The following is a 15,405-nucleotide window of genomic DNA, read 5'->3' as shown; positions in this document are numbered from 1 at the left end:
AGGGTCGGAGCTTCCCATTTGCTCATCCTTTCTGCCTCGCAGCCCAGGCTGGCGGGGCCAGGAATCACAATTCATGTCGTCCTCTTCCCACCCCATGCTCAATGTGGCCATCAAGGCCGCCCGTGCTGCTGGCAACATCATCAACCGCGCGTCCTTTGACGTCGACGCGATCCGCGTCTCGGCCAAGCAGACCAACGATTTCGTCACCGAGGTGGATCACGCCGCCGAGCAGGCCATCATCGAAACACTGCTCATGGCCTACCCCGACCACGGCATCTGGGCCGAAGAATCGGGCAGGCAGGAAGGCAAGGGGCGCGACAAGGATCATGTGTGGATCATCGACCCACTGGACGGCACCACCAACTTCATTCACGGCTTCCCGGTCTATTGCGTGAGCATTGCGCTCATGGTCAAGGGCCGGATCGAGCAGGCCGTGATTTACGACCCCACCCGCAACGACCTGTTCTACGCCACCCGTGGCCGTGGCGCATACCTCAATGACCGTCGTATCCGAGTGGCCAAGCGCAACGCGCTGCGCGACTGCCTGATTTCCACCGGCTTTCCGTTCCGCCCGGGCGATGCCTTCGCGCCTTACCTGAAGATGTTCGCCGAGATCATGCCCCGCTGCGCTGGCGTGCGTCGCCCCGGCTCGGCCGCACTGGATCTGGCTTATCTGGCCGCTGGTTTCTCCGACGGTTTCTTCGAACTGGGCCTCTCGCCCTGGGATGTGGCTGCCGGCTCACTGCTGGTGACCGAGGCAGGTGGCCTCATCGGCAACCTCACAGGTGAGGCCAACTTCCTGGAGCAAAAAGAGTGTCTGGCCGCCAACCCCAAGATCTACGGCCAGCTCGTCGGCGTTCTGGGCAAGTACAGCAAATTTGCCACCGCTGGCGACAAGGCGGCCGTGCGCGAGTCGCTGCGCGAGGGCAATGTCTCTGAGCCAGATAACGACCCGTCCGCCCAAGACGACACCGCTGAAGAAGACGGCTCCAACAACTGACGACACCCCCGCCTGAGCTGAGCCCCGCAGCGGCTCAGGCCATCGGCAGCGTCCACCAGAAGGTGGCCCCCTGGTTCGGGCGGCTCTCGGCCCAGATGCGGCCACCGTGGCGCTCAATGATCCTGGCCACGATGGCCAGGCCCACGCCGGTGCCCGGCACCTTGCTGCCAGCGTGCAGGCGCTGGAACAGGCCGAAGAGCTTTTGCGCCCTGGCCATGTCAAAGCCGATCCCATTGTCCTTGACGAAATAGGCCTTGCGCTTCTTGTCGAAGCCCACCTCCACAATGGGCTTTTCCACATCCCGCGAATACTTCAGCGAGTTGTCGACCAGGTTGTAGACCACGGTGCGCAGGAAGGTCGGGTCGCCCATGGCCTCCGGAAGCGAGTCAATGCTGATCGAGGCCTTGGGGCTGGACGACTGCAAAGTGTCCTGCGCGAGCCGTGCCAGCGCTTCCATGTCGACCGGCACCGGCATCATCTCAGCCTGTACCACGCGCATGAGTTCGAGCATGTCCGTGATCATCTGCCCCATGTTGGACGACGACTTCTGGATGCGCTCGAACATGTCCAGCGCGCCCGGGCTGAGGTTTTCCTTCTCGTCCTCCTCGATCAAGGACGCAAAACCATTGACGGCCCGCAGGGGCGCGCGCAAGTCGTGCGCCATTGAATACGAGATGACCTCCAGGTCTTTGAGCGACTGTTCCAGCTCTGCCGTGCGCTCGGCCACCCGCAACTCCAGCGAGGCATTGAGCGCCTGCACTGCGTCACGGGCTTCCACGTGTGACGTCACATCGGTGAAGGTACGCACCATGCCGCCGTGCGGCAGGCTGTGGGTGTAGATCTCCAGAATCCGGTTGTCCTTGGTGCGCCGCATGTAGCGCTCGGGTGAATGCTGGTAACGGTTGCCCTGCACGTACGGCCGCGTGGTCTGGTCCACCAGCTCGCAGTCGGGGCCGAAGTCTCCCCGGTCTTTCTGGAACTGCACCACATCGTGCAGCAGCGGCTGGGATGCCAGCACAGCGTCGTCAAAGTCCAGCAGCTCCAGCAGGCGCTGGTTGTAAAAGCGGATACGGTACTGCCCGTCCACGAACATGATCCCCTGGATCACGCTGTCCAGTGTGGCCTGCAGCACGCTGGTGCGCTCGGCCAGCTCGGCCGAAGTGGCCTGCAAGACCTCGTTGGCGCGTTGGCGTTCGGCGTCATTGCGCCAGGCCAGAATCAGCTGCGTGACCGTGCCCAGCACCGGCTCGAGCATGCGCACATCGCTCATCGAATACCCACTGGGGGCATTGGCCAGACCCACCATGGCCACCAGCTGCTTGCCCGCGAACACCGGGACGCCAATAAAGGCGCTCAGCTGTGGGTGGTCGGCAGGCAATTGCGCACTGCCCGCTCGCCAGTCGTTGGCCGGATCATTGGAGATCACGGGTGCGCCAGTGACCCATACCCGCCCGATCAGGGTTTCCGGGTCGTGCAACACCATGCTCGGCGCTGTTGCCCCTTCGGCGCGCGGTTTGACTTGCGTCAGCGCGTGGGTCTTGAGGTACGGGCGCCCATCGGACTCATGCAAGACCTCGCCAATGAAACCGAAGGAGCTTCGGGTGAGCAATTGCAGCGCATCCAGCAGGCGGTTGAAGGCCAGACCGCGGTCGTCCGATGCGATGAAGGTCGATTGCGCCTGCCTCACCGCCTCGAGCATGCGGTGCTGCCGATCGAGCGCCTGCGCAGAGAGGCGGGATTCGGTCACGTCCAGTGCAAAGCCGTGCCACTCGACCACGTCATCTCCCAGGCGCTGGTGAGACGCTTCGATGCTGAACCAGCGCAGACCCTGGCGCGGCAGCACCATCCGGACGGTCTGGCGGAAATTCACCTTGGTCTTGACGGCGTTGACCAGGCCGTTCGAGATCACGGTCTGGTCATCAGGGTGCACATGCTTGAACAGTGCGTAGGCGTCGCGGTACAGCTCTTCGGGTGCGACCTCGATCATTTCGCGCGCCGAGCTGCTCAGGTAGGTGAACCGGGCGGCTCCGCTGCGCTCCACCTGCGACTGGAACATCATGCCGGGCACCCGGGCCGCCAGGTTGTGCATGAAGCGAAGCTGGTCGCTCAGCGCGTTCATGGCTGCGCGCTCTGACGAAATGTCCTGGACCACACCAATGACAGCATCCCCGCCATCGACCCCGGCCGTCAGGCGGCGCATGCGGGTGCGCAGCCAGCGCATGTCGCCATCGGAGCGGTTCCACCGGTACTCGACTTCACGGCCATCCATGGCCTCCCTGGCCTCCATCCAGACGGCAAAATCGTCCGGGTGAATGCCGGCCCGCGCCGACGCCAGGTCGAGCGTGTCTTCTGTGAGCGGCAAGCCGGCAATCTGGTACAAGCCGGGCGACCAGTGCACCTCCTTTGACTCGATGCTGGTGATCCAGTAGCCCACACGGGCCATGGATTCGGTTTCCTGGTAGAGCTCCAGCTGCTGGATCAGCTCATGTGCGGTCTGGTGGTGCTCGATGCGCGCCCGGTGCTCCTGGTCCTCCTGCATCATCTGCGTCAGCAGCAGTGGCACCTCCCGGTCCGCAAGACGGGCCAGGTGCAGGCGAACCCAGTGCCATTTGCCGTCGGCATGCCGGATCTGGAGCAAATCCGTGTGATCCTTGCCGCCCTCCAGAAACGCCTGCCGACTCTCTGGTGACTTCCACACGCCCACGTCCACACCGGTTTTGCCAACAATGGCATCCGCCGACAGGCCCAGCATGTTCGCAAAAGCACTGTTGACGGCCAGTATGCGCCCGTTCTCCAACTCGCTGACCGCCGTCGCAATCGGACTGGCCATGAACAGCTCGAGAAAAGGCAGATCGGTGAAGTCCTTATGTTCCATTGGACGCGTATCTATTCCCTGTCACAGGGCTGGCCGTGGCGGCCAGGCACCAACAGCATCCATGGATGACGTCAGCGCGAAAAAACTCCCGACGGATCAAAACCCACGCCTCCCTTCGGCGCATTTTCCAGTACATCAAGCCCTGAAACTATCAGGGTTCGAACTGATAAAGTATCCGATCCTTCAAATACCCTAGCGTACCCAGGCATATCGTGAGTTCCGACACGGTCAAGCACACCCCCATGATGCAGCAGTACCTGACCATCAAGGCAGAGTACCCGCGCACCCTCGTTTTCTACCGAATGGGCGATTTTTACGAGCTCTTCTTTGAAGACGCCGAGAAAGCCGCGCGATTGCTGGACATCACGCTCACACAGCGTGGACAGTCGGGTGGCAAACCGGTGGTCATGGCAGGGGTACCTTTTCATTCGGTGGATGGCTATCTGGGGCGTCTGATCAAGATGGGCGAATCCGTGGCCATTTGTGAACAGGTGGGAGACGTGGCCACGTCCAAAGGCCCGGTGGAACGCAAAGTGGTTCGCGTCGTGACCCCGGGCACGCTGACCGACAGCGAGTTGCTGTCCGACAAGTCAGAAGCCATGTTGCTCAGCGTCCACCCGGGTGCGCGCACAGGCTGTGGCCTGGCCTGGATGGCCGTGACGCAGGGCACCGTGTATCTGGCCCAATGCGAATCTGACGCGCTGGGTGACTGGATCGCCCGCATTGGGCCAAGCGAGGTGGTGTACAGCGCGGACGCCAGCAACACGTTCGAGCAACGCCTGCTCACTTTGACAGCCCAGCCTCTGCCCAATGGCCAGCGCACGGTGGCCGTGCTACGGCCGGCCTGGGCATTTGACAGCGGCCTGGGCGAGCGCAAGCTGCTGGAGCAACTGCAGGCCGCCAGCCTGGCGGCATGGGATGCCCAAAGCCTGCACGATGCCCATGCCGCAGCCGCTGCCCTGCTCAACTATGCCGAGCATACGCAGGGCGGCCAGCTGCCCCACGTGCGCAGCCTCAAGGTCGCACGCGACGATGAGCTGATAGACCTTCCCATCAACACACGGCGCAACCTCGAGCTGACCCACACCCTGCGCGGTGAAACCAGCCCTACCCTGTTCTCCCTGCTCGATACCTGCCGCACCGGCATGGGCAGCCGTTGCCTCAAGCAATGGTTGCTGGAGCCCCCGCGCGATCGCAGCGTGGCCTCCGCCCGGCTCGATGCCATCGGCCAGCTCGCCGACTCACAGCTGTGGTCCGGCCTGCGCGACACGCTCAAGGGTGCCAACGACGTGGAGCGGGTCACCGCCCGCATTGCACTGAGGCAAGTCAAACCGCGTGAACTGGTGGGTTTGCTGCAATCGCTGGAACGGGCTGACGCCCTTTCCCAACGCCTGGCTGCCACCTGCGAAAACGAAGACGAACTGCTGGCCAAACTGGGCCACGACCTCTCGCCCCCGACAGATGCCGCCCAGATGCTCGCACGCGCCATTGCGCCAGAGCCCTCGGTGCTGGTGCGCGATGGCGGCGTCATCGCCGACGGTCACGACGCCGAGCTCGACGAACTGCGCGGCATCCAGAACAACTGCGACAGCTTCCTCATCGAACTGGAAACCAAGGAGCGCGAGCGCACTGGCATTGCCAACCTGAAGGTGCAATACAACAAGGTGCACGGCTTCTACATCGAAGTCACGGCCGGTCAGGCCAGCCGCGTGCCAGAAGACTATCGCCGTCGCCAAACGCTCAAGAACGCCGAGCGTTTCATCACGCCCGAACTCAAGGCCTTTGAAGACAAGGCCCTCTCTGCACAAGAGCGTGCGCTGGCCCGGGAGAAGTTTCTCTACGAACAACTGCTCGACCAGCTGCAGGCCTTCATCACACCGCTGACTCGCCTGGCCCGCGCCATGGCTTCGGTGGACGCCTTGTGTGCCCTGACCGAGCGTGCCCTGACACTCGGCTGGACCACGCCCACGTTTGCCAACGAGCCTTGCATCGAGATCCGGGGCGGGCGCCACCCGGTGGTGGAAGCGCGCCTGAACGAAACCTCGGGCGGCAGCTTCATCGCCAACGACACAGCACTTGGCCCCAAGCAGCGCATGCAGGTCATCACCGGCCCGAACATGGGCGGCAAAAGCACCTACATGCGCCAGGTGGCCGTGATTGTGTTGCTGGCCAGCATGGGCAGCCGCGTGCCGGCAGACACCTGCCGCCTCGGCCCGATCGATGCCATTCACACCCGCATCGGGGCCGCCGACGACCTGGCCAATGCGCAATCGACCTTCATGGTCGAGATGACCGAGGCTGCACAAATTCTTCACGCGGCCACGCCCAACAGCCTCGTCCTCATGGATGAGATCGGGCGCGGCACCTCTACCTTTGACGGTCTGGCACTGGCCAGTGGCATCGCCACCTACCTGCATGACAAGGTCAAGTGCTTCACCCTGTTTGCCACCCACTATTTCGAGCTCACCGAGCTGCCCGCCCGCCAGCACCAGGCGGTCAACGTGCACGTGAGTGCGGTTGAAGGCAACGGCAAGTCCGGCATTGTCTTCCTGCACCAGATCGAACCCGGCCCGGCCAGCCGCAGCTACGGCATTCAGGTCGCCCGCCTGGCCGGCGTTCCCACGGCCGTGGTGCAGCAGGCCCGACACACGCTGACCTCGCTGGAAGCGCAAAGCGAGAACAGCCGCGAGCAGGTGGACCTGTTTGCGCCACCACCTGTGGCCGACGACCCGGAGCCCTCTCCCCTGGACGCGGCCATGGCGCACATTGACCCCGACGCGCTGTCCCCCCGGGAAGCGCTGGAACAGCTATATTTGCTGAAGAAACTCTCTTTGAAACACCCATCATGACCTACTGCGTCGCTGCCCGCCTCAAGGCCGGCATGGTCTTCCTCTCCGACTCCCGCACCAACGCCGGCCTCGACCAGATCAGCACCTTCCGAAAAATGATGGTGTACGAGAAGCCGGGCGACCGCTTCATGTGCCTGCTCTCAGCTGGCAACCTGAGCATTTCACAATCCATTCGCGAGATCCTGCAGACCGAGCACCTGCACGACCCTGACAGCGAAGAACCCATCACCATCTGGAACGCCGCCAGCATGTTCGACGCAGCTCGCGTCCTCGGCTCGGCCGTGCGCCACGTCTACCGGCGCGACGGAGAAGCCCTGAAAAACTCTGGTGTGGAATTCAACGTATCCATGATTTTTGGCGGCCAGATTGCCGGCGAAGGCATGCGCCTGTTCCAGATCTACTCGGCGGGCAACTTCATCGAGGCCACGGCCGAAACCGCGTTTTTCCAGATTGGCGAATCCAAGTACGGCAAACCCGTGCTCGACCGCGTCATCAACATGGACACGCCACTGGACGAAGCCGCCAAATGCCTGCTGGTTTCCATGGACTCCACACTCAAATCCAACCTGTCGGTCGGTCTTCCGCTGGACATGGCGGTCTACGAGGCCAACCGTCTCGAATGTGACCGCCTTGCCTGCATTGATGAGCAGAATCCGTATTTCCAGATGCTTCGCTCGACCTGGGGCCAGAAACTGCACGACGCGTTTGTCAGCATTGACGATCCCAGCTGGGGGCGCTTCCCCACCGACACGCCCATCCTCCACCGGGGCGAGCACCTCTCGGAACTGCGCAAGATTTCCGACCCGCGCCAGCGCTTCACCGACTGAGCGGGTTGCACCTTTTTCCCGCCCGGTAGCGCTACCTGCGCGCTGCCATCACGACGAATGTCCCTGATCGTTTTTTCCCACGCCAACAGTTTTCCGCTGAGCACCTACTCGGTGATGTTCAAGTCCTTGCGGGCCAGGGGCTACACGGTCAGGGGGTTGGAGAAGATCGGTCATGATCCCGGCTACCCGGTCACCAACAACTGGCCCCACCTGATCCAGCAGCTGGCTGACTACATCAACGCCGAAGCCGCCGGTCACGAAGGCGAGCTCTGGCTGGTCGGCCACTCTCTGGGCGGCTTTCTCAGCTGCATGTGCGCGGCCGTGCACCCTGTGCTGGCGGGCAAGCCAATCGCCGGCGTGGTCATGCTGGACTCGCCCCTCATCAGTGGCTGGAAAGCCAATGTGCTGGGCCTGGCCAAGCACACGCAGCTGGCCGGCTCGCTGTCCCCCGGGCGCGTCAGCCGCAAGCGCCGCAACAGCTGGCCCAGCCGGGACGATGTGCTCAGTCATTTTCAGCACAAGCGCGCCTTTGCCCGCTGGGACCCCCAAGTGCTGCAAGACTATGTCGACCATGGCACGCACGACCACGTGCTACCGGACGGCTCCACACAGCGCGTCCTCTCTTTCGACCGCGATGTCGAAACCCTGATCTACAACACCCTGCCGCACAACGTGGACAGTCTTCTGCGCCGCCACCCATTGCAATGCCCACTGGCATTCATCGGCGGACAGGAATCTACCGAGCTGCGGCATGTGGGTCTGCGCATGACCCGCAAGGTCATCGGTACCGATGCGCCACCTCGCCTGACCATCACGCCCGGCAGCCATCTGTTTCCGATGGAGAAGCCGCTGGAGACGGCCGCGCTTGTCGATGCAGCCATCAAATCCATGAACAAGGACCTAAGTCACGAACCCGTTCAGCGGTCTTGACAAAAGTCTCTACCCTTTGGCCTGTGTGTCGGCTATAAGAAGAGAGGAAGCGGGAAATGCCCCCGCCCGGAACCTTCACCCACACATCGCCTGAATGTCCTCCACCCCTCAGCGCTCCAGACCCGTATGGGAGTGGGCGTGGAACACACTGCAGAACTGGCAGCCATCGGCGCACAATGCCTGGTTGCGTTACGGCGCGGCCATCGCACTGACCGTGCTGGCAGCCTGGCTGCGCATCCTGCTTGCGCCAGCCGAAGAAGGCGGACGCTTTCTCACCTTCACCCTGGCCGGTGCCGTGGCAGCCTACATTGGCGGCCTGGGCCCCGGGCTGGTCAGTACCGCTCTGGGTACCCTGCTGGTGAACTTTTTCCTCGTCAAGCCGTACGGCGAGCTCGCCTTCGATGACGTTCAGAACGCGCTCATTCTCAATTTCTGGCACCTGACCACACAGGTCATCGTGGTCGGCAGCATCTGGCTGCTGCAGCAGAAGCAGCGCAAGCTCGAAGACACGGGCAGCGCCTTGCGCACCAGCCGCAAAAGGCTGCAGCAGACGTTCCAGCACGCGGCCGCCGGCATTGCACACATTGCCCTGGACGGCCACCTCATCAGGGTCAACCAGCAATACTGTGATCTGCTGGGCTACACCGAGGCCGAACTCTCCCACCTGCGTTTTCAGGACTTGACCCACCCCGACGACATCGAGCTGGACGAAAAGCTGCTCAAGGAACTGCGAGCCGGTACCCGCGACAAGTTTGCAAGACAAAAGCGTTACCTGCATCGGTCAGGCGAGATCATTTGGGCACAGCTGACCACAGCGCTCATCCGGGACGACCAGGGGAGGCCAGACTACCTGATCTCCGTGGTGCAGGACATCACGCCTTACAAGCGCACCGAGGAAGCGCTGCAGGCCAGCCGCCGGCTCATTCGCCAGGCCCACGCCCTGATCCAGATGACGACCTGGGAGGGCGACATCGCCACCGGGCGCTACAAGGCCCACAACAACTCGCATGTGTGGATCGGCATGCAAACCAACGATTTCAGCAACGACGATTTGCTCGCCATCGCCCACCCGGATGACCGCGAGCGCCTGGTCACCGACTGGCGTCGCGCCATCGATGGCGACGTGCAATACGACGCCACCTACCGCGCCGTGATCAATGGCGAAGACCACTGGCTCGCGGTGCGTGCCGAGTTCGAACGCGACGACGACGGGAAAGCCACACGTGCCTATGGCGTGACGCGCGACGTGACCAAACAGATCCTGGCCGAGAAGGAAATCCGGGACCTCAATGACACACTGGAGCGCCGCATCCGCGAACGCACCCATGAGCTACGGCTGGCTTACGACCAGTTGGAGAGCTACTCCTACGCGGTGGCGCACGATCTGCGCTCGCCACTGCGCGTGATCAACGGTTTCGCGCAAGCCATTGTGGAAGACGTGCAGGACCTCGGCCCGCTGGGGCAAACACACCTCAAACGCATCATGAATGCCAGCGCCAAGATGGGCGTGCTCATCGACGGCCTGCTCAAGCTCTCGCAGTACTCCAGAGGGGAAGTGCACCGTTCCGACATCGATGTCAGCGGCGCCGCCACCCGCGTGCTGGAAGAGATGTCTGCCGGCGCTCAGGGCAGGCGCGTTCGCTGGACGGTTGCCCCGCACATGGCCACCCAGGCCGATCCGGGCCTGCTCGATGCGCTGCTGCAAAACCTGATCGGGAACGCCTGGAAGTACACGTCCAACACCGAAGATGCCCACATCCGGATCTACGAGCGCGACGTGGATGGCAAAACCTACATCTGCGTGCAGGACAATGGGCCCGGCTTTGACATGGGCAAAGCCGAAAAGCTGTTTCAGCCGTTTCAGCGCCTGCACATGGAACGCGAGTTTGAAGGGCTGGGCATCGGGCTGGCCACGGTGCGGCGCATTGTCGATCGCCATGGCGGAGACCTGTGGGCTGAGTCGGCACCGGGGGAAGGCGCGACCTTCTGCTTCACGCTGGCAGCGCAGGATGGCAGCCATGTCAGCCAAAACACCCAGCACGATGCCAGGAGCCAGGCGCCCGCGCACTGAAAGCGGCAATGAAGCGGTACCTCAAGGTTCCTTCATGTTCCCGGCAACACAAGCCCTGCAAAACCTTGCGAAACCTTGCGAAACCCTGCCGAATCCGTCAAATGGCTGACGCAAATCAAACTGCATGACAGGCGGTGATCCGGCGCTCTAGCTGGCCGTTACAAATAGGAATATAACCAACTCATCGCAACTTCGGCCCTGACACAACTGTCGGGTGCGTATCTTGGACAATTTTCTGCAGGTGCAGCTGCACCTGTATCGCAGGGTGTTTGCTGCCCTGTTCAATACATCCCCACAGCAATCCCCTCTCGCCCCCAGGCTAGTGCTGGGCCTGGTGACGACTGCAGCAGCGGCATTGGCGACTGCCCTGTTCCCCGACCAATGGGAAGGCGGCCGCTTTGCCACTTACAGCGTGGCCACCATCATCTCCGCACTGCTCGGTGGCTGGCAGGCGGGCGTCTTCAGCATGTTTCTCAGCCTGGTCTTCATCGACCTGGCCCTGACCAACTGGCAGCCCGGCCTGGCCTTCTTTTCCTGGCAGCAAGCCTTGCTGCTCAACGCCAGCCATTTCATTGCCATGGGGCTTGCCGTCGTGAGCACGGCATTGCTGCAAAGCCGGAACCACCGCCTGCGCGAATCCATCAGCCAGGCAGAGTTCGAGCACCAGCACTTCATCGACACCTTCGAGCATGCGGCCATCGGCATTGCCCACGTCTCGCCCGCAGGCAACATCCTGCTGGCCAACAAGATGCTGTGCGACATGCTGGGGCTGATCCGGGCCGAGATCATCTCTACCTCCGTGGAAGAGCACCTGGAGGACAAGCTATCTCCCGCACTGCTGCCAAGGCTGCATGCGCTCGCCGCCGGCGAGCATCAGCAGGCACAGATCGAATGCAAGCTGCGGCCCAAAGGAGGCCGCACCGAATGGGTCTTGCTCACGTTTGCGATCGTGCGTCACCCACACACGCGCAGCCGCACCGCTGTGCATGCCGGCGCCAGCTATTTCATTGCCGTCTTTCAGGACATCACCCCGCGCAAGCTGGTCGAGACCGAGCTGCGCCGCCTGCACAGCTCGCTCGAGCGACGCATCAAGACACGCACCCGCGAACTGTCCACAGCCTACGATGAACTGGAGCGCTACTCCTACGCGGTCGCCCACGATCTGCGTTCACCACTGCGCATCATCAACGGCTTTGCACAGTCGATCGAAGAAGACGAGAAAACGCTGTCAGAAGCCGGCCACTACCACTTGCAGCGCATCAAGGATGCGAGCCGAAACATGGGGCAGCTCATCGATGGGTTGCTGCGCCTGGCCCAGTACGCCAGAGGCGGCATCCGGCGCACGCCGGTGGATGTGTCTTCCATGGCCACCAAACTGCTGCAGGACTACAGCAGCGCTTCACCAGAGCGCCTGGTGCAGTGGCAGGTCGAGCCGGGCATGTCTGCCCAGGCCGACGAAGCGCTGATGCATGCGGTGTTGAGCAACCTGCTGGGCAACGCCTGGAAGTACACCGCGCAAACTCCGTCGCCCAGAATCACCGTGAGCTCCACCCAGGAAGGGCCGGACACATGGTTTCACGTGGCCGACAACGGCGCAGGCTTCGACATGGACAAGGCCAGCAATCTGTTCAGACCGTTCCAGCGTCTGCACACTGCAAAAGAGTTTCCGGGGCTTGGCATCGGGCTGGCCACAGTGCGCCGAATCGTCGAGCGGCACGACGGGCACATCCGCGCCAGAGGCCAGAGAGGCGAAGGCGCGAACTTTGCCTTCACCATGGGGCACGCCTTCGCAGACTCGGGACAGTAGTGCCGGCTGCCCATGCAGCGGCTACTCGTGCTGAGGCGCAGGCCGCTCAGCCTCTTCGCCGCCCATGGCGGCCAGCTCGGGCTCCGGTCCTTCGGACGGCAGCTCTTCGGCCAGACTCCTGGGGTCCATGTGCAGCACCGCCTGTGAGCCGGCACCCATCACCACGAAATCGCCCTTTGCCTCTTCGGGCACCGGCGCCACCGTGGTGATGCGCTTGAGGGCGTAGGCGGCCATCCCGGCCAGCACCACTGCAAAATAGAACATCAGCGTCGACGGACCAAAGTAGTCCATGACCACACCTGCCACCGTCGGACCGAGCGCGGCCCCTGTGCCGTGCACCAGCAACAGGCCGCCCGTGAATTCCACCAGCCGGGTGGAGTCGACCACGTCGTTCGTGTGGGCCACACCCAGCCCGTACACGGCGAAGATCATGCCGCCAAACACCACCGCCAGCGGAAACAGCGAAGCCACCGACACGCGGGCCAACGCCTGCACGGCCAGGCACACCACCACGCCCATCGCACACACGAAAAACAGCACCCAGCGCCGATCGTGCCGGTCGGAATAGTGGCCCACCGGCCACTGGAACAAGGCACCACCGAGAATGGCTGCGGCCAGAAAGGCCGCAACCGACTGGTCCTGCAAGCCCACGCCTTGTGCAAACAGTGCTCCCATTCCGTAGAACGCACCCGAGATCAGACCGGAGGCCATGGCAGCTGCCACACCCACGGGCGATGCCTTGTACAGGGTTCGCATGCTCAGGCGTGGCGCATCCACCGGCTGGGGCTGATCCACTGGCGTCATGGTGATGGGCAACAGGGCGAAGGAGAACATCACAGAAACCAGTGCAAACGGCACAAAGCCGCCACTGCTGTCCACCAGAATCAGCCACTGGCCCAGCGCCAGCGCCACGAAGTTCACCGCCATGTAAACGGAAAACAGGCGGCCGCGGTGCTCGTTGGGCGCCAGTGTGTTCAGCCAGCTCTCCACCACGATGTACAGGCCCACCAGGCAGGTTCCCGTGATGAAGCGCAAAGCACCCCAGAACCATGGGTCCATCCACAAGGCGTGCAGGATGGGCATGGTGGACGCCAGCGACGCCATGGCCGCAAAGGCCCGGATGTGTCCGACCTTGCGGATGATTTTGGGGCACAGGTATGTGCCGGCCACAAACCCGACAAAGTAGGCCGACGTGATCAGGCCCAGGGCCACACCGGAGAAATCCGCCTCACCCGCCCGCAGGCCCAGTACCGAAAACAGCAGGCCCACGCCGACGATGAGCATGGCCACACCGCCGAGCAAACTGGAAAGCCGCCACAAAAGAAAACGCATAACCGACCTGAAACTACCGCAAAAAAAAACAGGACCCCTGCCTGTCAGGAACTCGACCAGTCTACCCAGCCCATTTGTGCCGTGAGAAGAATCAGCAGCCCAAAGCCAATGCGGTACCAAGCGAACGGCACCAGGTTATGGCTTTCCACGAACCGCAACAGCCAGCGCACACACACCCAGGCCGAGGCCCAGGACACCAGCAGACCGATTGCATACATCGGTACATCCGCGCTGCTCAGCAGCTCATGGTGCTTGTAGATATCGTAGGTGGCGGCACCGAACAGCATCGGGATGGCCAGAAAGAAGCTGAATTCGGTCGCTGTCTTGCGCTCGAACCCCACCAGCATGGCGCCCACGATGGTGGCGCCCGAACGGCTCACGCCCGGCACCAGCGCCACGCACTGGATCAGCCCCACCTTCAGCGCATCGATCCAGCTGACGGCGTCCACATCGGTCACACGCGACGATGCGCCGCGCGCCTGCAGACGCTCGGCCCACAGTATGACCAGCCCACCCACGATGAACCCCAGGGCCACCACCAGCGGATTGAACAACACATTCTTGATGATGTCGATGAACAGCACGCCTGCCACCGCGGCCGGCAGGAAGCCCACCACCACATTCACCGCAAATCGCTGAGCTGTGCGGTCCCTGGGCAGGCCCAGCACCGTCTTCCACAGACGCTCAACGTAGAGCGAGACGATGGCCATGATGGCGCCTGTCTGGATCACCACTTCGAACAGCTTGGTGCGCTCGCCCGGCATGTCCATCAGCGAAGCCGCGAGGATCAGGTGCCCGGTCGACGATATCGGCAGGAACTCGGTCAGTCCCTCGACCACGCCCATGACGGCGGCCTTGATCAGCAAAAGTATGTCCATACAGGAAGCAATTGGGTGGTGTGAATGTGACGCGGTGAAGTCCGGTGCACGGCCGTATCGTAACGGCTGGCCGGGGTCGTCTTTGCAGGCCCGGCTGCCCGGCCATTGCGCTATCGGGTAGGCAGCCAGGCTGGCGGGCTAACGGGACGAAGACTGCAAATTGAGGCGAAGCCCTTTGTCGAGCACCTGCACCTCACCCGGCATCAGCCCCAGACCCTGGGCCATGAGCATTTCGTGCTCGCTGAAACGGTGCACCGCTGCGTCGTGCAAGGCGTTGGTGGCGATCAGGGAGCCAAGGTTGCGCATGGACTCCTTGTGCACCGGGTCGAGCACACCGGGCAGCTCGAACTGCTCCAGTCGCGGCAGGACAAGGCGCACGGCCCGGGTGGGCGGGTCAAACCGCAGGCCGTAGCTGATCTCCAGCGCCTTGAGGTTGAGCACCTGATTGCCGTACAGGGGTGATGACAGCCGCCCATCGAGCAGTGTGGACAGCCGGTTCTGGGCCGGCAGCATCCGCACCTTGGGGTTGGAGAGCAGCACAGTGAAAAACTCCATGAACTCCAGCCGCTTGGGGAACTGCTTGGCCAGCAGTTGCGCCACCAGCGATGTCGGCACATCGAACGAGGTGGGCATCGACTGCGCAGCGGCTGTTCGGCCCAAAACGCCGAGGCCGGACCATGCGGCAGCCGCCAGTGGCAAGGCCAGCCATTGCCGGCGTGTCGTTCGAGAAATGGGGTTCATGAAGCCATTGTAGGGACTCCCCGGCCCTGCGGCCGCCCCGGCACAGACGCAGGTGTTTCCAGGCGTCAACAGCCTGTGTATGGCCTTGGATGGCC

10 protein-coding genes are annotated in these 15,405 nt (G+C 62.9%); 6 read left to right on the top strand and 4 right to left on the bottom strand.

From position 1 onward, the window contains the following. The first annotated feature begins 73 nt into the window (after positions 1–73). The gene (locus ABWV89_RS09135; protein WP_353395954.1) at positions 74–1,000 is read left to right on the top strand and encodes an inositol monophosphatase family protein; all 927 of its coding nucleotides are present in this window, start codon (positions 74–76) and stop codon (positions 998–1,000) included. Between the two features lie 34 nt (positions 1,001–1,034). On the opposite strand, the gene ABWV89_RS09130 is transcribed toward ABWV89_RS09135, so the two are convergent. Then, the gene (locus tag ABWV89_RS09130) at positions 1,035–3,875 is read right to left on the bottom strand and encodes an ATP-binding protein (protein ID WP_353395953.1); all 2,841 of its coding nucleotides are present in this window, start codon (positions 3,873–3,875) and stop codon (positions 1,035–1,037) included. A 242-nt stretch (positions 3,876–4,117) separates the two neighbouring features. Here ABWV89_RS09130 and mutS point away from each other — a divergent pair, with 242 nt between their 5' ends. The 5 genes from mutS (at position 4,118) to ABWV89_RS09105 (ending at position 12,359) form a co-directional block, all read left to right on the top strand. Continuing rightward, a complete protein-coding gene (gene mutS / locus ABWV89_RS09125; protein WP_353396076.1) occupies positions 4,118–6,724 on the top strand; it encodes a DNA mismatch repair protein MutS in 2,607 nt (868 codons plus the stop codon). Beyond that, positions 6,721–7,551: a proteasome-type protease gene (locus ABWV89_RS09120; protein WP_353395952.1), complete on the top strand. Its 831-nt coding sequence runs from the start codon at positions 6,721–6,723 to the stop codon at positions 7,549–7,551. The genes mutS and ABWV89_RS09120 overlap by 4 nt, the downstream gene beginning before the upstream one ends. 57 nt (positions 7,552–7,608) lie before the next feature. Beyond that, positions 7,609–8,481, top strand: coding sequence for an alpha/beta fold hydrolase (locus tag ABWV89_RS09115; protein WP_353395951.1), 873 nt, complete (start codon positions 7,609–7,611; stop codon positions 8,479–8,481). Between the two features lie 94 nt (positions 8,482–8,575). After that, positions 8,576–10,552 (top strand): PAS domain S-box protein, encoded by a 1,977-nt coding sequence (locus ABWV89_RS09110; RefSeq protein ID WP_353395950.1) that lies wholly within the window; start codon positions 8,576–8,578, stop codon positions 10,550–10,552. 223 nt (positions 10,553–10,775) lie between these two features. Next, positions 10,776–12,359, top strand: coding sequence for a sensor histidine kinase (locus ABWV89_RS09105; protein ID WP_353395949.1), 1,584 nt, complete (start codon positions 10,776–10,778; stop codon positions 12,357–12,359). A gap of 21 nt (positions 12,360–12,380) precedes the next feature. On the opposite strand, the gene ABWV89_RS09100 is transcribed toward ABWV89_RS09105, so the two are convergent. The 3 genes from ABWV89_RS09100 to ABWV89_RS09090 form a co-directional block, all read right to left on the bottom strand. Further along, positions 12,381–13,691, bottom strand: coding sequence for an MFS transporter (locus ABWV89_RS09100; RefSeq protein ID WP_353395948.1), 1,311 nt, complete (start codon positions 13,689–13,691; stop codon positions 12,381–12,383). Between the two features lie 44 nt (positions 13,692–13,735). Further along, positions 13,736–14,569: an undecaprenyl-diphosphate phosphatase gene (locus ABWV89_RS09095; RefSeq protein WP_353395947.1), complete on the bottom strand. Its 834-nt coding sequence runs from the start codon at positions 14,567–14,569 to the stop codon at positions 13,736–13,738. A 138-nt stretch (positions 14,570–14,707) separates the two neighbouring features. Beyond that, positions 14,708–15,310, bottom strand: coding sequence for a hypothetical protein (locus ABWV89_RS09090; protein WP_353395946.1), 603 nt, complete (start codon positions 15,308–15,310; stop codon positions 14,708–14,710). Between the last annotated feature and the right edge of the window lie 95 nt (positions 15,311–15,405).

The sequence above is a fragment of the Hydrogenophaga sp. 5NK40-0174 genome (assembly GCF_040372165.1).
In the GTDB taxonomy this organism is placed as follows: domain Bacteria; phylum Pseudomonadota; class Gammaproteobacteria; order Burkholderiales; family Burkholderiaceae_C; genus Hydrogenophaga.
This window is presented reverse-complemented; position numbering and strand designations above follow the sequence as displayed.

Bases quoted from the DNA above. Each gene is read 5' to 3' on its own strand.
- mutS (WP_353396076.1), top strand. From the start codon at position 4,118: ATGATGCAGCAGTACCTGACCATCAAGGCAGAGTACCCGCGCACCCTC.
- ABWV89_RS09130 (WP_353395953.1), bottom strand. From the start codon at position 3,875: ATGGAACATAAGGACTTCACCGATCTGCCTTTTCTCGAGCTGTTCATG.
- ABWV89_RS09135 (WP_353395954.1), top strand. From the start codon at position 74: ATGTCGTCCTCTTCCCACCCCATGCTCAATGTGGCCATCAAGGCCGCC.
- ABWV89_RS09100 (WP_353395948.1), bottom strand. From the start codon at position 13,691: ATGCGTTTTCTTTTGTGGCGGCTTTCCAGTTTGCTCGGCGGTGTGGCC.
- ABWV89_RS09090 (WP_353395946.1), bottom strand. From the start codon at position 15,310: ATGAACCCCATTTCTCGAACGACACGCCGGCAATGGCTGGCCTTGCCA.
- ABWV89_RS09120 (WP_353395952.1), top strand. From the start codon at position 6,721: ATGACCTACTGCGTCGCTGCCCGCCTCAAGGCCGGCATGGTCTTCCTC.
- ABWV89_RS09095 (WP_353395947.1), bottom strand. From the start codon at position 14,569: ATGGACATACTTTTGCTGATCAAGGCCGCCGTCATGGGCGTGGTCGAG.
- ABWV89_RS09110 (WP_353395950.1), top strand. From the start codon at position 8,576: ATGTCCTCCACCCCTCAGCGCTCCAGACCCGTATGGGAGTGGGCGTGG.
- ABWV89_RS09115 (WP_353395951.1), top strand. From the start codon at position 7,609: ATGTCCCTGATCGTTTTTTCCCACGCCAACAGTTTTCCGCTGAGCACC.